Genomic DNA, 20,769 nt, shown 5'->3' on the forward strand with positions numbered 1-20,769 from the left:
TGTCACACCCGGACGAGCATCTTGCCGAGGTTCTCGCCGCGCAGCAGGCCGAGGAACGCCTCGGGGGCCTTCTCGATGCCGTCCACGACCGTCTCGTCGTACGAGAGCTTGCCGTCGCGCAGCCAGCCGGCCATCTCCTGGACGAACTGGTCACGCAGGTGGCCGTGGTCGCCGACCAGGAAGCCGCGCAGGGTGAGCCGCTTGCCGATCACCAGCGCCAGGTTGCGCGGGGCGGCCGGCGGCTCGGTGGAGTTGTACTGGGCGATCATGCCGCAGATGGCGGCCCGCCCGTGCGGGTTCATCGCACCGATGGCGGCCTCCAGGTGCTCGCCGCCCACGTTGTCGAAGTACACGTCGACGCCGTCCGGCGCGGCGGCCTTGAGCTGCTCGTACACCGGGCCGTCGTGGTAGTCGAAGGCGGCGTCGAAACCGAGCGCCTTCAGCCGCTCGACCTTGGCCGCCGAGCCGGCGCTGCCGACCACCCGGGCCGCGCCGCGCAGCTTGGCGATCTGGCCGACCATGCTGCCGACCGCGCCGGCCGCGCCGGAGACGAAGACCGTCTCGCCGGGCTTCATGGCGGCCACGTCGAGCAGACCGGCGTACGCGGTCAGCCCGGTCATGCCGAGCACGCTCAGGTAGGCGCTGACCGGCGCGAGGCTCGGGTCGACCTTCCGCGCGCCCTTGGCGTCGACCAGCGCGTACTCGCGCCAGCCGAGGCCGTGCAGCACGGTGTCGCCGGGCGTGAAGCCCTCGGCCTCGCTGGCCACCACCTCACCGAGCGCGCCCCCGTCGAGCGGGGCGTCGAGCTGGAACGGCGGGACGTACGACTTCACGTCGTTCATCCGGCCCCGCATGTACGGGTCGACCGACATGTACTGGTTGCGGACCACGATCTGGCCCGGCCCCGGGGTCGGCACCTCGGTGCTGACCAGCCGGAAGTTGTCGGCGGTCGGCCAGCCCTGCGGGCGGGACGCCAGGTGGATCTCACGGTTGGTGCTCATGCTGCCTCCCGGACGGTCAGGGCGACCTCGATGTTGCCGCGGGTCGCGTTGGAGTACGGGCAGACCTGGTGGGCCGCCTCGACGAGCTGCTCGGCGGCGCTGCGCTCGACGGCGGGCAGGTCGACCACCAGCGTGACGGCAAGACCGAAGCCACCGCTGCCGTTCGGGCCGATACCCACCTCCGCCTCGACGACCGAGCCCGAGACGTCCGCCTTCGCCTTGCGGGCGACCAGGCGCAGCGCGGAGTGGAAGCAGGCCGCGTAGCCGGCGGCGAAGAGCTGCTCCGGGTTGGCCGCGCCACCGGCGCCGCCCATCTCCTTCGGGATCGCCAGGTCGAGTTCGACGGTGCCGTCCGAGGTGCGGACGTGGCCGTCGCGACCGTCCCCGGTCGCCTGCGCGGACGCGGTGTAGAGCACCTGCATGGTGGTCACTGCTCCTTCTGTCGGTGGATCGTCTCGGTGACCCGGGTGAGCGTGTCGCGCAGCGAGACCAGCTCGGCCTCGCCGAGGCCGGTGGCCCGGGCGACCCGCAGCGGTACGTCCTCCATCCGCTGCCGCAGCTCCCGGCCCGGCCCGGTGAGCCCCACCTCGACCCGGCGCTCGTCCCGCGCGGAGCGGGTACGCACCACCAGGCCGGCCGCCTCCAGCCGCTTGAGCAGCGGGGAGAGCGTGCCGGAGTCCAGCCGGAGCTGGTTGCCGAGCTCGGACACCGTGGGGGCGTCGTCGCCGCGCTCCCAGAGCACCAGCAGCACCAGGTACTGCGGGTAGGTGAGCCCGAACTCGTCGAGGATGGGCCGGTAGACGTCGGTCAGGGCGCGCGACGCCGCGTACAGGGCGAAGCACACCTGCCGGCGCAGCACCAGATCATCGGTCACGGGACGAACCGTAGCGCGCAATTAAGTTGTGCACAACCGATCCGGGTGTGGGGTGACCACGGCCACCCCGCCCGGAGGCGGGGGTCAGCCCTCGGGGAGCCACGCCTCCAACTCGACCTCGACCAGGTGGTCCGGGTCGATCAGGCCGGCCACCACCACCATGGTCGCCACCGGACGGACCGCCCCGAACACCGCGTTGTGCGCCCGGCCCACCTCGTCGGCGTAGAGCCGGTCCGTGACGTACATCCGGGTCCGGATCACGTCGGTCGGGCCGGCGCCGACCTCGGCGAGCGCGGCCAGGCCGATCCGCAACGCCTGGGCGGTCTGCGCCGCCGCGTCACCCACGTGGACCACCTGGCCGTCGACGGTCGAGGTACAGCCGGCGGTGATCGCCAGCGGCCCGACCCGCACCACCCGGGAGTAGCCGTACAGGGCCTCCCATGGGCCGCCCGAGCCGAGGCGGGTGACGACCGCGCCGTCGCCCGCCTCGGTGGTGGTCACGCCGCGGCCCGCAGCGTGGCGAGCGCCTCGGCGACCGTGAACGCGCCCGCGTAGAGCGCCTTGCCGGCGATCACGCCCTCCACGCCCACCGGCTCCAGGGTGGCCAGCGCGCGCAGGTCGTCCAGGGTGGAGACGCCGCCGGAGGCGATCACCGGGGCGTCGGTGCGGGCGCAGACCTCGCGCAGCAGGTCCAGGTTCGGCCCGCGCATGGTGCCGTCCTTGGTGATGTCGGTGACGACATAGCGCGAGGCGCCGGCCTTGTCCAGCCGCTCCAGCACCTCCCACAGGTCACCGCCGTCGCGGGTCCAGCCCCGGGCCGAGAGGGTACGGCCGCGCACGTCCAGGCCGATCGCCACCCGGTCGCCGTACTCGCCGCAGATCCGGTCGCACCACTGCGGGTCCTCCAGCGCGGCGGTGCCGATGTTGACCCGGGCCGCGCCGGTGGCCAGGGCGGCCCGCAGCGACTCGTCGTCGCGGATGCCGCCGGAGAGCTCCACCTTGACGTCGAGGCGGCCCACCACGTCGGCGAGCAGGGCCGCGTTGGAACCCCGCCCGAAGGCGGCGTCCAGGTCGACCAGGTGGATCCACTCCGCGCCGTCGGCCTGCCAGGCGAGGGCCGCCTCGGTCGGGTCACCGTACGCGGTCTCGCTGCCGGCGGCGCCCTGCACGAGCCGGACGGCCTGGCCGTCGGCGACGTCCACGGCGGGCAACAGGGTGAGGCTCAACGCTCTTCTCCTCGGTTCAGGTCCGACGGTCCAGGGCGATCACCACGATCGCCGGCAGGACCAGCAGCAACAACACGACCAGCGCCAACCGCAGCGCCAGGTCGTCGACGAAACTCCAGATGCCGGCCAGCGCCGCCCCGGTGAGCAGCACGATGGCCGCCCGCTCGCCCCGGGTGTGCCGGCGCAGCCGGCCGGTACGCCCCCGCCGCAGCGTCGGCGTCAACCGGCGTACCACCGCGCGCCGCCGCTGCCGGCGGGCCACCTTGCGGGCCCGGGCGGCGCGCTCGGCGGTCAACTGCGCCTGGCGGGCCTCCCGGCGCCGGGCCCGCTCCTTGCTCACCGGGTCACCACGGCGCGCGACCGGCTCCCGCGCCACCGGCCGGTACGCGACCCGCTCACAGCGTGGCGAGCCAGTTGCGCAGCAGGGCGGCGCCGGTGTCGGCCGACTTCTCCGGGTGGAACTGGGCCGCCGAGAGCGGCCCCCGCTCCACCGCGGCGACGAAGTCGGCGCCGTGCTCGGCGGTGGTCACCCGCGCCCCCGCGGCGGTCAGCCCGGCGGTGTCCACCACCCCGTAGGAGTGCACGAAGTAGAACCGGGCGTCGGCCGGCAGGCCGGCGAAGAGCACCGACCCGGCCGGCGCGTGCACGGTGTTCCAGCCCATGTGCGGCAGCCGGGGGGCGGGCAGCTTCGTCACCCCGCCGGGCAGCAGCCCGAGCCCCTTGGTCACCACGCCGTGCTCGTCCCCGTGCTCGAAGAGCACCTGCATCCCGACGCAGATGCCCAGCACCGGACGGCCGGCGGCGACCCGCTCGGCGATCACCGGCCCGGCGCCCAGCGCCTCGATCCCGGCCATGCAGGCCGCGTACGCGCCGACCCCCGGCACCACCAGGCCGTCGGCCTCGGCGGCGGCGGCCAGGTCGTCGGTCACGGTGACGTCCGCGCCGGCCCGCTCCAGGGCCCGCTCGGCCGAGCGCAGGTTGCCCGAGCCGTAGTCGAGCACCACCACGCGCCGGCTCACGACTTGTCCCCCAGCAGCCAGAGCAGCCCGGCGGCGGTGGAGAGCGCGGCCAGCAGACCGGTGATCACCACCGCGACGCGCGAGGCGCCCTGCTTGTGCAGCGACCACGTCCCGCCGACCAGCACCCCGCCCAGGATCAGCAGCAGCGTCGGCAGCGTCGCCCCCATCAGAGCGCGCCCTTGGTGCTGGGCACCACGCCCGCGTTGCGCGGGTCCAGCGCGGTGGCCTCGCGCAGCGCCCGGGAGACCGCCTTGAACTGCGCCTCCACCACGTGGTGCGCGTCCGGGTGGCCGCCGGGACGGGCCGCCCGCAGCACGTCCACGTGCAGGGTGACCCGGGCCGCCTGGCCGAAGGACTCCCAGATGTGCCGGGTCATGCTGGTCGGGTAGACCGGCCCGATGTACGGGGCCAGGGCCGGCTCGTCGTGCACCACGTACGGCCGGCCGGAGAGGTCGACCGCGGCGCGGACCAGCACCTCGTCCATCGGGACGGTGGCCGAGCCGTACCGCCGGATGCCGGCCTTGTCCCCCAGCGCCTGGTCGAACGCGGCGCCCAGGGCGAGCGCGGTGTCCTCCATCGTGTGGTGGGCGTCGATCTCCAGGTCGCCGACGGTGTGCACGGTCAGGTCGAAGCCGCCGTGCCGGGCGATCTGGTGCAGCATGTGGTCGTAGAAACCGACGCCGGTCTCGATGTCGGCCTTGCCGGTGCCGTCGAGGTCGATCTCGACGAGGACCTTGGTCTCCTTGGTGACCCGCTCGACCCGGGCGGTGCGACTCATGAGAGCTTCTCCATGGCGGTGAGGAAGGCGTCGGTCTCGGCGGGGGTGCCGGCGGTGACCCGCAGCCAGCCGGGCAGGCCCACGTCGCGGACCAGCACCCCGGCGTCCAGCAGGGTGCGCCAGGCCGTCGACTGCTCGCCGCCGACCTCGAAGAGCACGAAGTTGGCGTCGCTGTCGGCGACCCGGTGGCCGCGGGCGCGCAGCTCGGCCACGATCCGGTCGCGCTGCTGCATGATCGCGGTGACCGTGCCGAGCAGGGCGTCGCGGTGGGCCAGCGCCGCGCGGGCGGCGGCCTGGGTGAGCGCCGAGAGGTGGTACGGCAGCCGGACCAGCTGCACCGCCGCCACCACCGCCGGGTCGGCGGCCAGGTAGCCCAGCCGGCCGCCGGCGAACCCGAACGCCTTGCTCATCGTCCGGGTGACCACCAGCCGGGGGTGGCCGGGCAGCACGGCCAGCGCGCTGACCGTGCCCGGCCGGGCGAACTCGGCGTACGCCTCGTCCACGATCACCATGCCGGGCGCCTCGGCCAGCACGGCGGCGACCACGGCCGGGTCCAGCGCGGTACCGGTCGGATTGTTCGGCGAGCAGAGGAAGACCACGTCCGGCCGGTGCGCGCGGACCTGGGCGACCGCCTCGTCGGCGGTCAGCCCGAAGTCGACCCCCCGGGCGGCCGGGATCCAGCCGGTGCCGGTGCCGAGCGCCAGCAGCGGATGCATCGAGTAGGCCGGGGTGAAGCCGAGCGCGGTGCGCCCGGGGCCGCCGAACGCCTGCAGCAGCTGCTGCTGGATCTCGTTGGAGCCGTTGGCCGCCCAGACCTGCTCGACGGTGAGCCCGTGGCCCAGGTAGCCGGCCAGGTCGGCGCGGAGCGCCACCGCGTCCCGGTCCGGGTAGCGGTTGAGGTCGCGCAGCTCGGCCGCGAGGGCCTTGCCGATCGCCTCCACCACCGGCTCCGGCACCGGGTAGGAGTTCTCGTTGGTGTTCAGCCGGACCGGCACGTCCAGCTGCGGTGCCCCGTACGGCTTCAGGCCCCGCAGGTCGTCGCGGATCGGCAGGTCGTCGAGGGTGGTCACGACCCGTCCCCCGTGAACCGGACGCTGACCGCCTGGCCGTGCGCCGGCAGGTCCTCGACGCCGGAGAGGGTGACCACGTGCGGGGCGACCTCGCGCAGCGCGTCGCGGGTGTATTCCACCAGGTGCACGCCGCGCAGGAAGGACTGCACGGACAGGCCCGAGGAGTGCCGCGCGCAGCCGCCGGTGGGCAGCACGTGGTTGGAGCCGGCGCAGTAGTCGCCCAGCGACACCGGCGACCACGCGCCCACGAAGATCGCCCCGGCGTTGCGCACCCGCAACGCCCACGCGCGGGCGTCCACGGTCTGGATCTCCAGGTGCTCGGCCGCGTACGCGTCGACCACCCGCAGCCCGGCCTCGAGGTCGTCGACGAGCACGACGCCGCTCTGCTCGCCGCCGAGCGCGGTGCCGATCCGCTCGGCGTGCTTGGCCACCGGCACCTGCCGGGCCAGCTCGACGTCGACCGCGTCGGCCAGCGCCACCGACGGCGTGACCAGCACGCTGGCCGCCAGCGGATCGTGCTCGGCCTGGCTGATCAGGTCGGCGGCCACGTGCGCCGGGTCGGCGGTGTCGTCGGCCAGGATGGCGATCTCGGTGGGGCCGGCCTCGGCGTCGATGCCGACCACGCCGCGCAGCAGCCGCTTGGCGGCGGTGACCCAGATGTTGCCCGGGCCGGTGATCATGTCGACCGGCTCGCAGCGCTCGGTGCCCGCCGGGTCGACGGTCGCGCCGTACGCCAGCATGGCCACCGCCTGGGCGCCACCGACCGCGTAGACCTCGTCCACCCCGAGCAGCGCGCAGGCCGCCAGGACCCGCTGGTCGGGCAGGCCGCCGTTCTCCTGCTGCGGCGGGCTGACCACCACCAGCGAGCGCACCCCGGCCGCCTGGGCCGGAACCACGTTCATCACCACGGTCGACGGGTACATGGCCAGGCCACCCGGAACGTACAGGCCGACCCGGTCGACCGGCACCCAGCGCTCGGTCACCGTGCCGCCCGGCACCACCTGGGTGGTGTGGTCGGTGCGGCGCTGGTCGGCGTGGACCTTGCGGGCCCGGCTGATCGACTCCAGCAGCGCCGCCCGGACCTGCGGGTCGAGCGTCCCCTCGGCCGCGCGGATGGTCTCCACCGGCACCCGCAGGCACTCCGGGGAGATCCCGTCGAACCGTTCGCTCGCCTCCCGGATCGCCGGGTACCCATGCTCCCGGACCGCCTCCACGAGGGGACGGATCCTCTCGACCGCCACGGAGACGTCGAGCTGGGCACGGGGCAGCAGGCGGCGCGGGTCACGCGTCGCGCCGCGCCGGTCGATCCGATTCAACACCCCTGTGAGTCTAGGCGGCCCTCCCGGGGAGCCACCGCCGCCGCCCGTACGCCGGGACGGTGAGCCGGGACACGCCGACCGGGCGAGATCGGGATACGCTCGGACGCGTGACCGCACGGCTGCCGGTGTTCCCGCTGGGGACGGTCCTCTTTCCCGGGCTGGTCCTCCCACTGCACATCTTCGAGGAGCGTTACCGCGCCCTGGTGCGCCACCTGGTGGGGCTGCCCGACGGCGCGCCCCGGGAGTTCGGCGTGGTGGCGATCCAGGCCGGCTGGGAGGTCGCGCCCGCCGGGCCGCCGGGCGCACCGCCCCCGGCCGGCGGCGAGGTCACCCTGCACGAGGTGGGCTGCACCGCCGAGCTGCGGCAGGTCACCGAGCTGGAGGACGGCGGGTTCGACATCGTCACCGTGGGGCGGCGGCGGTTCCGCATCGCCGAGGTGGACGCCGACGCCGCGCCGTACCTGACCGCCGAGGTGGAGTGGCTGCCCGAGCCGGCCGGCACCGACGAGGTCGCCGACCTGCTCGCCGCCCGGGTGATCTCCGTGTTCCGGCAGTACCTCGGCCTGGTCCGGCCGGACCCGCAGGAGATCTCCGAGCAACTGCCGGAGGATCCGACCGTGCTGTCGCACCTGGTCGCGGCCACCGCGGCGCTGACCGTGGCCGACCGGCAGCGGCTGCTCGCCATCGACGACACCGCCGGTCGGCTGCGGGCCGAGCTGCGGCTGCTGCACCGCGAGACGGCCCTGCTGCGGGAGGTCCGGGCCGTTCCGGTGCCGCTCAGCGAGCTGGCCGGTCCCCCGGCCCCGAACTGATCCCCGACCCCGGACCACCCCGGCCGTCCCCCGGGCCGCCGTCGTGCGGGCCCGCCGGCCCGCCCGGATCCTCCCCGGGGTGTCCCGGGCCGCCGCCGTGCGGTGCCCCAACGCCACCGGGCCAGCCGGGGCCGCCGACCGGTGCCGTCGGCCAGCCGCCGTACGGGTCCGGCTCCGGGCGCAGCGACGGCCACCGGGACCAGCCGGCCAGCAGGGTGTACGTCACGGCCGCGCCGAACGCGGGCAGCAGCAGGCTGCCGTAGGGCAGCGGCAGGTGCAGGAACCAGTCGACCCCGCCGGACCGCAGGTCGGCGGGCTTGGTGAACGCCGTCCCGTCCGGCGCCGAGGCGAGCAGGCGGTCGTAGGTGCCCAGCCCGATCCGGCGGCCCACCTGCCAGGCGAGCACCGCGGCGCCGAGCCCGCCGAGCACCCCGGCGGCCAGCCCGGCCGGCCCGCGCCGGCGGCGCAGCAGCGCCCAGAGCCCGATCGCGGCGAGCACTCCGAAGGCGATCCCGAGCAGGCTGAACCAGCCGTCGGCGGCGATCGGCTGCTCGGGCTGCGGTACGGCGTAGACCGCACCGTCGGGCACCTTGCGCACCGGGGTGTCCGGTGCCACGGCCGCCCAGAGCAGCCCGAGCGGCGCACCGAGGACGGCGATCAGCAGCGCCGCGCCCAGGGTGACCCCGACGGCGCGCAACCCGCCGGCCGGCCGGTCGGTCACCGGCACCGCGCCGGCCGCGACCGGGTGACCGGTGAACGGGTCGATCCCCGGCACCGCGCCGGCCCCGCCCGGCTGGCCGGTGAACGGGTCCGTTCCCGGCAGCGCGCCGGCCACACCCGGATGACCGGCGAGCGGGTCCGCGCCGGGGGCGGTGACCGGGGTGCCGGCGGGCACCGGCAGCCCGGCCGGCCAGTCCGGCAGGTCGGGCCCGCCTCGCGAGCCGCCGTCGGGCCGCCCGCCGGGCGGCGTGGTGGCGGCCGGGGGGCCGGGCGGCGTGGCGGCCGGCGACCCGGTCGCGTCGGCGGGGCCGGGTCGGTCGGGGGCCCGCTCGGGATCAGGGGTGTCCGGACTCACCCGGTGATCCTCTCAGGCGACGGGCCCGCGCGGGGCGGCGGTGGCGGTCAGCGGACGAACGGTTCCAGCATCACCGAGGCCGCCTTGAGCCACGCCTGCCGGGTCTCCGCCTGGAGCTGGTGGTACTCGATCGAGGAGCCGGTCTCGAGGGCCGGGTCGTACGGCACCACGGCCACCGCCCGGGTCCGGGTGGCGAAGTGCCGCTCCAGGTCGTCCTGGAGCGGGCTGCGCCCCGGCGTCGGGCAGGAGATCAGGGTGACCGCGTTGTCGGCCAGCTCGCCCATGCCCACCTCGTGCAGCAGGTCGAGCATCCAGTCCGCGCTGAACGCGGCGTCCTCGCGCGGGACGGTGGTCACCACGAGCTGGTCGGCCGCCTGCATGACGGTGCGCCAGTTGGAGCTCTCCACGTTGTTGCCGGTGTCGACGCAGACCACGTCGTGGGTCCGCCGCAGCAGCTCCAGCACCCGCTTGACGGTGAACTGGTCGAGCCGCTGGGCGAACCGCGGGCTCTCCTCGCCGGCGAGCACGTCGTACGAGCCGTCGGAGGCGTGCCGCAGGTAGTCGTCGAGGTGCTCCAGCAGGGTGGCGCCCTCCATGATCTCGATCTGCGCGAGGTCGTGGATCAGGTGCCGGATGGTGCGGGCGTGCCGGGCACTGCCGGCGCGCAGGCCGAGGGTGCCGCGCAGCTCGTTGTCGTCCCAGGCGAGCACGCCCCGGCCGCGGACGCTGCCCACGGTGGCGGCGGCCAGCACGGTGGCGGTGGTCTTGTGCACCCCGCCCTTGGGGTTGGCGAAGGCGAGCACCCGGGGGCCGCCCAGCTCGCGGCGGAGCACGGCCGCGGCCCGGTCCAGCTCGGTCTCCGGCGCCGGGGCCCGCCACTCGACCCGGGCCGGCTCGACCCGGGCCGGATAGCTCTCCACCGCCGGCTGGTACGCGGGCACCGCCGGCGCCGGCAGGGCGGGTTCCTCCGGGGCGGGACGGACGTCCGGCCGGTAGCGGCCCCGCTCGAGCAGCGCGTACCGGGACTCGGGCGGGGGCGGCTCGGGCCGGTAGCCGTTGTCGAGCAGCGCGTACCGGGAGTCGACCGAGGCGGTGCCCCGGCCCCGCGGCTCGGGCTCCGGCGGCTCGGGGCGGTAGGTCGGCTCGGCCCGCCAGGACGGCTCGGCGCGTGGCTCCGGATCGACCCGGTACGCCGGCGCGGCCTGGTAACCGGGCTCGACGGCGTACCCGGGGTCGGCGCCGTACCCGGGATCGCCGTAGCCCGGCTCGACCCGGTAGGCCGGCTCCACCCGGTAGGTCGCCTCGACCCGGTAGGCGGGTTCCGCGCCGTACGCCGGCTCTACGGGCTGGACCCGGCCGGTCCAGCCGCTGCCGGCGGGGCGCCGGGGCAGCGGTTCGGCGGGCGGGGGCGGCCGTTCGTCGGCCCGCCGCTCCGCCTCGGTGTGATCCGCGCCACGACCGCTGAGCCGGGCCCGGTCGAGCAGCGCCCGCCACCGCGGTGCCGGCTCAGCCTGCCGGCCCCAGCTGGTCTCGCTGCCGTCCACGGCGTCGCCCTCCCCCAGCCCATCGATCTCCGCCTGACAGGCTACGAACGAAACCCTATTCGGACCACACCCTGCTTCGCACATCCCCTGGTCGCTCTCCTGACCGCCGGGTGGGCGCGGCCCTCGACCGCCGGCATGTCTCAGGAGGTGGGAGCGGGGTTGGGCGTCCCGGGCCCCGGCGCGGGCCCACGGGCCCACGGTGAGGGTCCGCTCACCGTCGGTGCGGCTTCCGACGAATCGCCCATTCCGGGGTCGGGGCCGGCCGGGCCGGTGTCGGCCGGCGGCCGGGCCACCTCCCGCTGCTCGGGCAGCGGCGGCGTGAACACCGTCCGGTCCAACCGGGTCACCTCCGGGGCCGGATCCACCCCGCGTACGCCGGCCCGGGCGGCCAGCGCGCGCAACCCGGCCGGGGTGTCCCGGACGACCGCCGCGTACACGCAGGCGCAGCCGGCCCGGTAGGCGGCCGCCTCGCGGGTCGCGACCGACGCGCCGTCGACGTACACCCGGCGCAGCGCGGGATCGGCGGTGGCGGCCGGGGCGGCGGCGCGGGCCCGGTAGTCGGCGGCCTCCCGGTCCTTGCGCCCGGCCACCTCGGCCATCCCGGCGACCACGTCCTGCGGCAGGCGCAGCGCGGCCAGCCGGACGATCTCGGTCTGCCGCCCCGGCAGCGGCACCCGGGCCAGCACCGCCGACACCGGCGTCGCGCCCAGCGCGGTGGCCGCCTGCGCCGGGGTCAGGTAGGCGGCGAAGGAGACCAGGGCGTAGCTGCCGGGCGCGGGGGCGTCGAGTCGGCCCAACTCGTCCGCCCCGGCCCGCAGGTAGGCCGGGATGGCGTCGCCGTCGGCGACGCCCACCCGGGTCACCTCGCCGACCGTGCGGTCGCCCACCGGCTCGTCGCGCCGCTGCACCACGGCGACCAGCAGCACCAGCGCCGCGCAGCCCAGCGCCACCCAGGTGAGCAGGCCGGACCGCGACGGGCGCGGCGGTACGTCGGCAGGCACGGCGGGATTCCCTCGTCGGTACGGTCGGTCGGGCGGCTCAGTCGCGCAGGATGTCCAGCGCCCGGGCCAGGTCGTCCGGGTACTCGCTGACGAAGGTGACCCGCTCCCCGGTGCCCGGGTGGGCGAAGCTCAACGACCGGGCGTGCAGCCACTGCCGGGCCAGCCCGAGCCGGGCCGAGAGGGTCGGGTCCGCGCCGTAGGTGAGGTCGCCCACGCACGGGTGCCGCAGGGTGGAGAAGTGCACCCGGATCTGGTGCGTACGCCCCGTCTCCAGCCGGACGTCGAGCAGGCTGGCGGAGGGGAACGCCTCCAGCGTGTCGTAGTGGGTGATGCTCGGCTTGCCGCCGGAGACCACCGCCCAGCGGTAGTCGTGGTGCGGGTGCCGGTCGATCGGCGCGTCGATGGTGCCGCGCAGCGGGTCCGGGTGGCCCTGCACCACCGCGTGGTAGCGCTTCTCCACCTCGCGGTACTTGAAGGCCCGCTTCAGCGCGGTGTATGCCTGCTCACTCTTGGCCACCACCATGATCCCGGTCGTGCCCACGTCGAGCCGGTGCACCACGCCCTGCCGCTCGGCCGCGCCGCTGGTGGAGATCCGGTGGCCGATGCCGGCCAGCCCGCCGATCACGGTCGGACCCGTCCAGCCGGGGCTGGGGTGGGCGGCCACGCCGACCGGCTTGTCCACCACCACGATGTCGTCGTCGGCGTGGACCACGGTCAGGCCGGGCACCGCCTGCGGCACCACGGTCGGCGGGGCGGGCGGCGCGGGCAGCGTAACCTCCAGCCAGGAGCCCGCCTTGACCTTGTACGAGTTGGGCCGGGCCACGCCGTCGACCAGCGCGTCGCCGGCGTCGACCAGCCCGGCGGCGGCGGTCCGGGAGAGCCCGAAGAGCCGGGAGACGGCCTGGTCCAGGCGCATGCCGTCGAGACCGTCCGGCAGCGGCATGGACCGGTGGTCGCCACCGGTGGCGAAGGCGGAGGTCACGCGCGCTCCCCCTGCTCGGCCGGGGCCTGCTCGGGGGCGGCGCGACCGGAGGTGGCCCGGGAGCCGTCCCGCTGCCGGCCGGTGAGCTCCAGGAAGACGGCGAGCAGCACGCCGCAGACCAGCGAGCTGTCGGCCAGGTTGAACACCGGCCAGACCTGCCCGTACGGGTCGAAGAGGCTGATCATGTCGACCACGTGGCCGACGAAGTGCCCGGGGGCGCGGAAGATCCGGTCGGTGAGGTTGCCCAGCGCGCCGCCCAGTACCAGCCCGAGCGAGACGGCCCAGGGCAGGGAGCGCAGGCGCAGCGCCATCCAGCCGATCCAGGCGATCACGCCGATGGTGATCAGCGGGAAGACCCAGGTGTGATCGGAGCCGATGCTCCAGGCCGCGCCGCTGTTGCGGGTCAGGGTCAGGTAGACGGTGCCGCCCAGCAGGGACACCGGACCGCGGCCGGTGAGCGAGGAGAGGGCGAGCTGCTTGGTCACCAGGTCGGCGACGAGCGAGGCAAGGGCGACGCCGAGAAGGATCCCGACCGCCGTACGGCGGGGCGAGCCGCCACCCGACTCAGCGGTGCCGGGGGACCCGGCGGGCGGTGCTTCGGTCATCTGCTCCCCATCGACGCTCGCGACGGCGCGGGCGCGCCGCCGGACTCCGGCCGCCGGGGAACGGCCTCAGCGCCGCTCCTCCAGCTGCTTGCACGTCACGCAGAGGGTGGCCGACGGGAAGGCGGCGAGCCGCTCCACCGGGATCGGGTTGCCGCACCGCTCGCACCAGCCGTACCCGCCCTCGTCGAGGCGCTCCAGGGCGCGCTCGACCTGCGTGATCCGCTCTTTGATGCTGTTGGCGAGGGAGATCTCCTGCTCCCGCTCGAACGTCTTGGTGCCGGTGTCGGCCTGGTCGTCCCCGGCCGAGTCGGTCAGCCGATCGCGCTGCAGCTCGGTGATCTCGCTCAGCGTCTGATCGTACTCGGCGGTCAGCTCGTCCCGGCGGGCCGCCAGCGCGGCCCGGATCTTCTCGGTCTCCGCCGCGCTGCGGGTGGCCTTCGCCACCGGCTTGCGACCGGCGGTCCTGGTATCGGCTGGCTTCGCCATCGTCAGCTCCTCAGCCGCGTACCGCGGCGGTCGGCGTGCCTGGGCAGGGGGCACCGGCGTCGATGCCCCCGGTACGAAAACGGGCGCGCGGCCAGCGAGGACCGCGCACTCCGGAGGGTGGCAAGAATACGGAACGTACAGGCGTCCGACAACGTGCCGCACCGTCGCACCGTGATTCAGCCCCGAACAGCCACCAATCGGGGCAAAAAGAACGCTAGCAGATCAGCTCTCCCGATCTTCGCCGTACTCGCCGAACCACCGGGCCAGCCGACCCCGCCGGCTGACCGCCCGCAGCCGCCGCTCGGCCTCGTCCCGGGTCTCGGCGGTGGCCACGATCAGCAGGCTGTCGCCCACCTTCAGCCGGGTGTCCGGGCCCGGCACGAAACCCGACCCGTCGCGCAGCACCAGGGTCACCGAGGCGCCCACCGGCAGCCGCAGCTCGTCGACGTGCACCCCGCCGAGCCGGGAGCCGGGCGGTACCTCCAACTGGAGCAGGTCGGCGCGCATCCGCTCCAGCGGGGCCGTCTCCACCCGGATCTCGGCCGCCTCCGCCGGCGCGGTCACCCCCAGCCGCCGGGCCGCCGGGGCGAGCGTCCCCGCCTGGAGCAGGGTGAAGATCACCACCAGCACGAAGACGGCGTCGAAGAGCCGGTCCGCGCCCGGCACCCGCAGCGAGAGCGGGATGGTGGCCAGCACGATCGGCACCGCCCCGCGCAACCCGGCCCAGGAGAGGAAGAGCTGCTCGCGCGGGGGGAACCGGAACGGCAGCGCGGAGACCACCACCGACAGCGGCCGGGCCAGCAGCAGCAGCGCCAGCCCGGTCACCACGGCCGGCAGCACCGCGTCGGCCAGCCGCCCCGGCGACGCCAGCAGCCCCAGCAGGACGAAGAGGCCGATCTGGGCCAGCCAGGCCAGTCCGTCGGCGAAGCCGAGGATCGCCTGCCGGTGCGGCAGCCGGGCGTTGCCCAGCAGCACCCCGGCGACGTAGACGGCGAGGAAGCCGGAGGCGTGCAGCACCGCGCCGGCCGCGTACGCCAGCACGGTGAAGCCCACCACCGCGATCGGGTACAGGCCGGCCGAGGGCAGCGCCGCCCGGCGCAGCGCGTACCGACCGGCGAGGCCGGCGGCCACCCCGACCGCCGCCCCGGCCCCCAGCTCGTAGCCGACCAGGAAGACCTCGTACCACCACGGGTGACCGGCCTCCGCCGCGCTGCGGGAGAGCAGCACCACCACGATCACCACGGGGGCGTCGTTCATGCCGGACTCGGCCTCCAGGGTGGCCACCAGCCGGGGCGGCAGGCGCAGCCGGCGCAGCGTGGCGAAGACCGCCGCCGCGTCGGTGGAGGAGAGCACCGCGCCGTACAGCAGCGCCAGCCGCCAGTCCAGGCCGAGCAGCAGGTGCACCACGCAGCCGACCACCACGATGCTGACCAGCACGCCGACGGTGGAGAGCGCGGCGGCCATCCCGAGGGCGGGACGCAGGGTGCTCCAGCGCGCGCTCAACCCGCCCTCGGCGATGATCACGATGAGCGCGCAGAACCCGAGCACCCGGGTCAGCTCGACGTCGTCGAAGCGGATGCCCAGCCCGGCCTCCCCGATCGCCACCCCGAGCGCGAGGTAGACCAGGAGACTCGGCACGCCGAGCCGGGTGGAGAACCGCACCGCGCCCACCGCCACCAGCAGCACGGCCGCGCCGACCAGCAGCGCGGTGTCCAGCCCAGGCGTCATCCGCTGCCGGTCCGGGCGGTCCTCACTCGGCCGATCCGTCGCGCAGCCGACGCAGCACGTCGGGCAGCCCCGGGGCCGGGCGCTCGACCAGGAAGAGCTTGTCGCGGCTCGCCGCGCCGGCCCGCAGCGAGACCGCCGCCGGCCGGACCCCGAGGGCTTCGGCGAGAGCCCGTCGGGCCGCCTCGGTGGCGCGGCCGTCCACCGCGGGGGCGTGTACGGCGATCACCAGGGCCGGCCCGTGCGGGCCGTCGAAGCGTCCGCCCACCCGGGACCGGGCGGCGCCCGGCTTCACCCGCACGGCGACGGTGACCGGGGCGTCCCCGGTCACCACGACCGCTCCCGGGACGGGTCGGCGAGCAGGGTGGTGGCGGGCGTGCAGTCACCGCAGGGGGTGAAGCCCAGGTCGATCGCCTCGCCGACGGGCAACGAGTCGTCGTCGCGGCCCACCAGGTGCGGGCACTCGGGCAGGTGGAACCGGGGGTGGCCGTCGACCACCCGGACGTCGGCGAAGATGCGGACCAGTCGGGCCGTCTCGGCCGGGGAGAGGAACTGCGCGGGCGGCTCGAAGTCGTGCCGTCCCGCGCCGGCCGGGGAGAGCGGATGCGCGGACGCCTCGACGTCGTAGCGGTCCGGGCCCGCCGGGGACAGCGGCTGCGCGGACGCCTCGACGTCGTAACGGTCCGGGGCCGCTGGTGGGGCGGACGCCGGGTCGGGCACCGGCGACCCGGGTGGTTGCCGCCACCCCGGGTCGTCGGTGCCGACCGTCGACGACAGGTACTGCGCGGGAATCTCCGGTCCGGTGGGCGCGGGCCCGTCCGGCGGGATGCCCGGTCCGGCCGGTGCGCCACCCGGACCGGTGGGCTCGGGCGACCGACCACCCCGGCCCGCCGCGGCGCGGGTCGCGGCCGCCTGGCGGGCGCCCACGACGAGGGCCACGGCGGCCAGCAGGCTGGCCGCGATGGAGGTGATCAGCAGCGTGCTGGACCCACCGGCCAGCCCGGTCACCAGGAGCGCGACCGCGACGAGGATGAGCAGGATGCTGGCGACTATCACGGCTCACCCCCGCCGCGTCGTGTGGGTCAACGCTGCCGGCGGCCGCCTCGGGGACGACCGCCGGCCGTGGCTCAGCGGCCGGACTCGAGCGAGTTGGAGCGGCCGCCACCGTAGGAGCCGGCGAGGCCGGCGGTGGCGAGACCGTTGCTGCCCCCGGCGGCACGGTTGCCCTCCACCCGGGTCATCTCGGCCTCCAGGCCCTGGCCCCGACCGTCGAGGTCGCGCAGCTGGCTCTCCAGGTAGGCCTTGAGCCGGGTGCGGTACTCGCGCTCGAACTGCTTGAGCTCCTCGATGTGCTTCTGGAGCGCGGTGCGCTTGGCGTCCAGGCCGCCCATGGCCTCCTGGTGCCGCTGGCGCGCGTCCCGCTCGAGGGCGTCGGCCTTGGCGCGGGCCTCGCGGGTGACCTCCTCGGCCTTGGAGCGGGCCTCGGAGAGCAGCTGGTCGGCCTCGCGGCGCGCGTCCGACACGTGGTCGTCGGCGGTGCGCTGGGCCATCATCAGCACCCGCAGCGCCTGCTGCTCGCCGTCACCGCCGGCGGCCGGACCGCCCTGGGCGCGGACCTGCTCCAGCTCGGCCTGCATCGCCCGGGCCGCCTGCTCGGCGGCCGCCTTGTCGCGCTGCACCCGGTCGAGCTGGGCCTTGACGTCGTTGAGCTCCGCCGCGAGGCGGGCGTCGCCGCCGGGGCCGGCGGGAGCGCCACCCCGACCGCCGCGCTCCACCTGGGCGCGCAGCTCGTTGTTCTCCTCGATCAGACGGGCGAGCTCGCGCTCGACCTCGTCCAGGAAGGCGTCGACCTCCTCCTCGTCATACCCCCGCTTGCCGATCGGCGGCTTTTTGAAGGCGACGTTGTGAACGTCGGCCGGGGTCAGCGGCATCGAAACTCCTCGGGTCAGTTGCGGCCGCGAAAGCGCTCTGGTCAGGCAAACGCGAAGATCAGGCGCCTAAACACGAACTCCATCAGCACGAACAGGATAACCAGGAGCACAAGGGAGGCCAGGTCGATGCTCACGGTACCAATTCGCAGTGGTGGGATCACCCGCCTCAACGCTCGCAGGGGCGGATCAGTGACGCTCCACACGACTTCCAGTCCCGCCGACGCTCCCCGCCCCGGTTGCCAGCGGCGACCATAGGCCAGCACCGCCCCAAGGACAAATCGCGCCAAAAGGACAAGAAGGAAGAAGTACAGCAGCAGGTAGAGCACCTGGAACAGGATGGACAACACGGCAGGCGACGTCCCTCGGTCGTGTGGGTCAGCTCAGGCTGAAGAAGCCACCCTCGGCGATCTTGGCCTTGTCCTCCGCGGTGACCTGGACGTTGGCCGGTGAGAGCAGGAACACCCGGTTGGTCACGCGCTCGATCGTACCGCGCAGCCCGAACGCCAGCCCGGCGGCGAAGTCGACCAGCCGGCGGGCGTCCGCCTCGTCCATCTCGGTGAGGTTGATGATCACCGGCACCCCGTCGCGGAAGTGCTCACCGATGGTGCGCGCCTCGCGGTACGTGGTCGGGTGCAGGGTGGTGATCTGATAGCGCTGCTCGTCCTCGACCGGCAGGGCCCGCTCCCGCTGCTGCACCTGCGGCGCCAGGGCGAGGTTGTCCCGGGTGTGGTAGCTCAGCGCGCCGGAGCTCTCGCCTGCCCCCGACCGGGTGATCGACCGCACGCTGGACCGCTCCGACCGCTCCGTCCGCTCCGGACGCTCGACCTCGGCGCGCTCGGCCTCGGCGATCCGGCTCGACGCCCGCTCGGACAGCCGCCCCCGCTCGCCGACCCGGGTACGGGTCGCCGGCGGCTCCTCGGACTCGTCGTCCTCCTCGTCGGCGAACTCCTCCGAGTACCGGCTCGACCGGTAGCGCGAGTCCCGGTAGCCACCCTTGTCGTAGCCACCGTCCTCGTACGCCCGCTCGTCGTCCTCCTCGACGAGACCGAGCCAGACCCCCGCCTTGCGCAGTGCACCCATCCCCGCGCCCTTCCGTCCGCCGTGCGGCACGCGCCCCCGTGCCGTGTCGCTTGATCACGATTGGACAACGAATGCCCATCGGACCGGATCGGCAATCCCCTGGTGAGCGATTCGCGGTCACCCACCACGGCCCCCGGCTACGGGAACGCCGTTCCTGAACAACACTGATGTAATTTGCTTCCGTCGCGGTCAGGCTACCGCAGCGTGGGGCGCATTCCGAGCAACGCGCTGCCGACGCGGACATGTGTCGCGCCGTATCCGATCGCGATTTCCAGATCGCCGCTCATTCCGGCCGACAACGCGGTGGCCGCCGGATAGCGGTCGCGGAAGCGCTGCGCCACCTCGGCCAGTCGGGCGAACGCCCGCTCCGGCTCCCAGCCCAGCGGGGCCACCGCCATCAGGCCGCCCAGCCGCAGCGCCCCGGCCGCGGCGACCGCGTCGGCCACCGGGTCGAGCCCGCGCTCCGGGTCGGCCGAGTCCGGCAGCGCGCCGCCCCGGGCCGGGTCGCCGTCGATGCTGACCTGCACCAGCACCTCCAGCGGCCGGTCCCGGGCGGCAGCCGCGGTCGCCAGCGCGCCGGCCAGCCGGACGCTGTCGACCGACTGGACCACGTCGGCGTACCGGACCACCGAACGGCACTTGTTGCGCTGCAACTGGCCGATGAAGTGCCAGCGCGGCGTCGCCCCGGCGGCGGCGGCCTCGACCGCCTTGCCGGCCGCCTCCTGGTCCCGGTTCTCCCCCACGTCGGTGACGCCCAGCCCGGCCAGGGCCACCACGTCGCCGGCCGGGTACGTCTTGGTCACCGCGACCAGGGTCACGTCGCCCCGGTCGCGGCCCGCCGCCGTGCAGGCGTCGGCGATCCGGGCACGCACCTGCGCCAGCCCGGCCGCGAGCTCGGCGCGACGGTCGGGTCGTACCGGGGCGGGGTTGTCGGTCATCGGCGCGACTCAGGACCCGTTCTTGAGGAAGTCGGGCACGTCGACGTCGTCGAAGAGCACCCGGCGGGGCGACTGCTGCGGCGCCGGCATGGTGGCCGGCGGCGGGACCGGCGCGGTCGGCTGCGGCGGCTGGTTCTGGTTGGACTTGCGGGTCGGCTCCACCGCCTTGTACGCGGGAGCGCCCCCGTCGAAGCCGGCGGCGATCACCGTCACCCGCACCTCGTCGCCGAGCGCGTCGTCGATGACCGCGCCGAAGATGATGTTGGCGTCCGGGTGGGCCGCGTCGGTGACCAGCTGTGCCGCGTCGTTGATCTCGAACAGGCCCAGGTCGGAGCCGCCCGCGATGGAGAGCAGCACGCCGCGCGCGCCGTCCATGCTCTGCTCCAGCAGCGGGCTGGAGATGGCCGCCTCGGCGGCCTCGACGGCGCGGTTCTCGCCGCGGGCGCTGCCGATGCCCATCAGCGCGCTGCCCGCGCCGCTCATCACGCTCTTGACGTCGGCGAAGTCCAGGTTGATCAGACCCGGCGTGGTGATCAGGTCGGTGATGCCCTGGACACCGGAGAGGAGCACCTGGTCGGCGGTCCGGAAGGCGTCCATCATGGAGATGTTGCGGTCACCGAGGGCGAGCAGCCGGTCGTTCGGGATCACGATGAGCGTGTCGCACTGGTTGCGCAGCTCCTCGATGCCGGACTCGGCCTGCACCTGGCGGCGCTTGCCCTCGAAGGAGAACGGCCGGGTGACCACACCGATGGTGAGCGCACCGAGCTTGCGGGCGATGTTCGCCACCACCGGCGCGCCGCCGGTGCCGGTGCCGCCGCCCTCGCCGCAGGTCACGAAGACCATGTCGGCGCCCTTGAGCACCTCTTCGATCTCGTCGCGGTGGTCCTCGGCGGCGTTCTTCCCGACGTCCGGGTTGGCCCCGGCGCCCAGCCCGCGGGTCAGTTCCCGGCCGACGTCGAGCTTGACGTCGGCGTCACTCATCAGCAGCGCCTGCGCATCAGTGTTGATCGCGATGAACTCGACGCCCTTGAGCCCAACCTCGATCATCCGGTTGACGGCGTTGACGCCACCGCCCCCGATGCCGACGACCTTGATGACCGCCAGGTAGTTGTGCGGAGGTGTCATCTCCGGTCCTTTCCCTTCGAGATTGGCATGGGCCGACCCCACACGGCTTGGCCAGACCAGCGGCGGAGCATTTTCCAACCGGCCCTACGGCTGAAACCCTCACCCTCTACTAGAGGCTTAGGGCGATGTCAACCACTGATCTCTTCGGGGCAACGTAAGCGCCGCCGCGCGATGAGCC

Annotated in this window: 26 protein-coding genes; 1 reads left to right on the plus strand and 25 read right to left on the minus strand. The window is 74.8% G+C overall.

Annotated elements, in window-relative coordinates; all coding sequences use genetic code 11:
* Positions 1-2 precede the first annotated feature (2 nt).
* The 11 genes from GA0070611_RS13555 to hisD form a co-directional block, all read right to left on the minus strand.
* On the minus strand, positions 3-1,001 hold the full coding sequence (locus GA0070611_RS13555; RefSeq protein WP_091663710.1) for an NADP-dependent oxidoreductase: 999 nt from the start codon (positions 999-1,001) through the stop codon (positions 3-5).
* Positions 998-1,423, minus strand: coding sequence for an organic hydroperoxide resistance protein (locus tag GA0070611_RS13560; protein ID WP_091672881.1), 426 nt, complete (start codon positions 1,421-1,423; stop codon positions 998-1,000). Before GA0070611_RS13560 ends, GA0070611_RS13555 begins: the two co-directional genes overlap by 4 nt.
* Before the next feature lie 5 nt (positions 1,424-1,428).
* Positions 1,429-1,875, minus strand: coding sequence for a MarR family winged helix-turn-helix transcriptional regulator (locus tag GA0070611_RS13565; RefSeq protein WP_091663713.1), 447 nt, complete (start codon positions 1,873-1,875; stop codon positions 1,429-1,431).
* Between the two features lie 84 nt (positions 1,876-1,959).
* A complete protein-coding gene (locus GA0070611_RS13570; protein ID WP_091663716.1) occupies positions 1,960-2,376 on the minus strand; it encodes a RidA family protein in 417 nt (138 codons plus the stop codon).
* On the minus strand, positions 2,373-3,101 hold the full coding sequence (priA, locus tag GA0070611_RS13575; RefSeq protein WP_091663719.1) for a bifunctional 1-(5-phosphoribosyl)-5-((5-phosphoribosylamino)methylideneamino)imidazole-4-carboxamide isomerase/phosphoribosylanthranilate isomerase PriA: 729 nt from the start codon (positions 3,099-3,101) through the stop codon (positions 2,373-2,375). Before priA ends, GA0070611_RS13570 begins: the two co-directional genes overlap by 4 nt.
* 16 nt (positions 3,102-3,117) lie before the next feature.
* On the minus strand, positions 3,118-3,441 hold the full coding sequence (locus GA0070611_RS13580) for a hypothetical protein (RefSeq protein ID WP_091672882.1): 324 nt from the start codon (positions 3,439-3,441) through the stop codon (positions 3,118-3,120).
* Between the two features lie 55 nt (positions 3,442-3,496).
* Complete coding sequence (hisH, locus tag GA0070611_RS13585) at positions 3,497-4,120, minus strand: imidazole glycerol phosphate synthase subunit HisH (protein ID WP_091663722.1); 624 nt, start codon at positions 4,118-4,120, stop codon at positions 3,497-3,499.
* A complete protein-coding gene (locus GA0070611_RS31310) occupies positions 4,117-4,287 on the minus strand; it encodes a hypothetical protein (RefSeq protein WP_167604427.1) in 171 nt (56 codons plus the stop codon). The genes hisH and GA0070611_RS31310 overlap by 4 nt, the downstream gene beginning before the upstream one ends.
* On the minus strand, positions 4,287-4,898 hold the full coding sequence (gene hisB, locus GA0070611_RS13590; protein WP_091663725.1) for an imidazoleglycerol-phosphate dehydratase HisB: 612 nt from the start codon (positions 4,896-4,898) through the stop codon (positions 4,287-4,289). Before hisB ends, GA0070611_RS31310 begins: the two co-directional genes overlap by 1 nt.
* Positions 4,895-5,968 carry a histidinol-phosphate transaminase gene (locus tag GA0070611_RS13595; RefSeq protein WP_091663728.1) on the minus strand — a complete coding sequence of 358 codons (1,074 nt, stop codon included), beginning with the start codon at positions 5,966-5,968 and terminating at the stop codon, positions 4,895-4,897. Before GA0070611_RS13595 ends, hisB begins: the two co-directional genes overlap by 4 nt.
* A complete protein-coding gene (hisD, locus tag GA0070611_RS13600) occupies positions 5,965-7,287 on the minus strand; it encodes a histidinol dehydrogenase (protein ID WP_091663732.1) in 1,323 nt (440 codons plus the stop codon). The genes GA0070611_RS13595 and hisD overlap by 4 nt, the downstream gene beginning before the upstream one ends.
* A 107-nt stretch (positions 7,288-7,394) precedes the next feature.
* On the opposite strand from hisD, the gene GA0070611_RS13605 reads away from it, so the two are divergent.
* Positions 7,395-8,099, plus strand: coding sequence for an LON peptidase substrate-binding domain-containing protein (locus tag GA0070611_RS13605; protein ID WP_091663737.1), 705 nt, complete (start codon positions 7,395-7,397; stop codon positions 8,097-8,099).
* Here GA0070611_RS13605 and GA0070611_RS13610 read toward each other — a convergent pair.
* The 14 genes from GA0070611_RS13610 to ftsZ form a co-directional block, all read right to left on the minus strand.
* Complete coding sequence (locus GA0070611_RS13610) at positions 8,065-9,174, minus strand: DUF2567 domain-containing protein (protein WP_091663741.1); 1,110 nt, start codon at positions 9,172-9,174, stop codon at positions 8,065-8,067. The two genes, GA0070611_RS13605 and GA0070611_RS13610, sit on opposite strands and share 35 nt — an antisense overlap.
* Positions 9,175-9,221: 47 nt before the next feature.
* Complete coding sequence (locus tag GA0070611_RS13615) at positions 9,222-10,718, minus strand: MinD/ParA family ATP-binding protein (protein ID WP_091663745.1); 1,497 nt, start codon at positions 10,716-10,718, stop codon at positions 9,222-9,224.
* A 140-nt stretch (positions 10,719-10,858) separates the two neighbouring features.
* On the minus strand, positions 10,859-11,719 hold the full coding sequence (locus tag GA0070611_RS13620; protein WP_091663748.1) for a hypothetical protein: 861 nt from the start codon (positions 11,717-11,719) through the stop codon (positions 10,859-10,861).
* Between the two features lie 37 nt (positions 11,720-11,756).
* Positions 11,757-12,701 (minus strand): RluA family pseudouridine synthase, encoded by a 945-nt coding sequence (locus GA0070611_RS13625; protein WP_091663751.1) that lies wholly within the window; start codon positions 12,699-12,701, stop codon positions 11,757-11,759.
* Positions 12,698-13,306: a signal peptidase II gene (gene lspA / locus GA0070611_RS13630; RefSeq protein ID WP_091663755.1), complete on the minus strand. Its 609-nt coding sequence runs from the start codon at positions 13,304-13,306 to the stop codon at positions 12,698-12,700. The genes GA0070611_RS13625 and lspA overlap by 4 nt, the downstream gene beginning before the upstream one ends.
* 66 nt (positions 13,307-13,372) lie before the next feature.
* On the minus strand, positions 13,373-13,792 hold the full coding sequence (locus GA0070611_RS13635) for a TraR/DksA family transcriptional regulator (RefSeq protein WP_091663760.1): 420 nt from the start codon (positions 13,790-13,792) through the stop codon (positions 13,373-13,375).
* 222 nt (positions 13,793-14,014) lie between these two features.
* Entirely contained in the window at positions 14,015-15,520 is a 1,506-nt protein-coding gene (locus GA0070611_RS13640) for a potassium/proton antiporter (RefSeq protein ID WP_091663763.1), read from the minus strand.
* Between the two features lie 22 nt (positions 15,521-15,542).
* Entirely contained in the window at positions 15,543-15,851 is a 309-nt protein-coding gene (locus GA0070611_RS13645; RefSeq protein WP_231921445.1) for a DUF167 domain-containing protein, read from the minus strand.
* Positions 15,845-16,573, minus strand: coding sequence for a hypothetical protein (locus GA0070611_RS13650; RefSeq protein WP_091663766.1), 729 nt, complete (start codon positions 16,571-16,573; stop codon positions 15,845-15,847). Before GA0070611_RS13650 ends, GA0070611_RS13645 begins: the two co-directional genes overlap by 7 nt.
* A 71-nt stretch (positions 16,574-16,644) precedes the next feature.
* Positions 16,645-17,448, minus strand: coding sequence for a DivIVA domain-containing protein (locus tag GA0070611_RS13655; protein ID WP_091663769.1), 804 nt, complete (start codon positions 17,446-17,448; stop codon positions 16,645-16,647).
* A gap of 41 nt (positions 17,449-17,489) precedes the next feature.
* Positions 17,490-17,795, minus strand: coding sequence for a YggT family protein (locus tag GA0070611_RS13660; RefSeq protein WP_091663772.1), 306 nt, complete (start codon positions 17,793-17,795; stop codon positions 17,490-17,492).
* Between the two features lie 28 nt (positions 17,796-17,823).
* Positions 17,824-18,528 (minus strand): cell division protein SepF, encoded by a 705-nt coding sequence (locus GA0070611_RS13665; protein ID WP_091663775.1) that lies wholly within the window; start codon positions 18,526-18,528, stop codon positions 17,824-17,826.
* A gap of 194 nt (positions 18,529-18,722) precedes the next feature.
* Positions 18,723-19,466 (minus strand): YggS family pyridoxal phosphate-dependent enzyme, encoded by a 744-nt coding sequence (locus GA0070611_RS13670; RefSeq protein WP_091663780.1) that lies wholly within the window; start codon positions 19,464-19,466, stop codon positions 18,723-18,725.
* 9 nt (positions 19,467-19,475) lie between these two features.
* Positions 19,476-20,591, minus strand: coding sequence for a cell division protein FtsZ (ftsZ, locus tag GA0070611_RS13675; RefSeq protein WP_091663785.1), 1,116 nt, complete (start codon positions 20,589-20,591; stop codon positions 19,476-19,478).
* Positions 20,592-20,769 lie beyond the last annotated feature (178 nt).

Origin of the sequence: Micromonospora auratinigra (genome assembly GCF_900089595.1) — a bacterium.
Taxonomy (GTDB): Bacteria; Actinomycetota; Actinomycetes; order Mycobacteriales; family Micromonosporaceae; genus Micromonospora; species Micromonospora auratinigra.

Coding starts and splice junctions, on each gene's coding strand:
- GA0070611_RS13555 (WP_091663710.1), bottom strand. CDS start 1,001: ATGAGCACCAACCGTGAGATCCACCTGGCGTCCCGCCCGCAGGGCTGG.
- GA0070611_RS13560 (WP_091672881.1), bottom strand. CDS start 1,423: ATGCAGGTGCTCTACACCGCGTCCGCGCAGGCGACCGGGGACGGTCGC.
- GA0070611_RS31310 (WP_167604427.1), bottom strand. CDS start 4,287: ATGGGGGCGACGCTGCCGACGCTGCTGCTGATCCTGGGCGGGGTGCTG.
- hisB (WP_091663725.1), bottom strand. CDS start 4,898: ATGAGTCGCACCGCCCGGGTCGAGCGGGTCACCAAGGAGACCAAGGTC.
- lspA (WP_091663755.1), bottom strand. CDS start 13,306: ATGACCGAAGCACCGCCCGCCGGGTCCCCCGGCACCGCTGAGTCGGGT.
- GA0070611_RS13635 (WP_091663760.1), bottom strand. CDS start 13,792: ATGGCGAAGCCAGCCGATACCAGGACCGCCGGTCGCAAGCCGGTGGCG.
- GA0070611_RS13640 (WP_091663763.1), bottom strand. CDS start 15,520: ATGACGCCTGGGCTGGACACCGCGCTGCTGGTCGGCGCGGCCGTGCTG.
- GA0070611_RS13655 (WP_091663769.1), bottom strand. CDS start 17,448: ATGCCGCTGACCCCGGCCGACGTTCACAACGTCGCCTTCAAAAAGCCG.
- GA0070611_RS13665 (WP_091663775.1), bottom strand. CDS start 18,528: ATGGGTGCACTGCGCAAGGCGGGGGTCTGGCTCGGTCTCGTCGAGGAG.
- GA0070611_RS13670 (WP_091663780.1), bottom strand. CDS start 19,466: ATGACCGACAACCCCGCCCCGGTACGACCCGACCGTCGCGCCGAGCTC.
- ftsZ (WP_091663785.1), bottom strand. CDS start 20,591: ATGACACCTCCGCACAACTACCTGGCGGTCATCAAGGTCGTCGGCATC.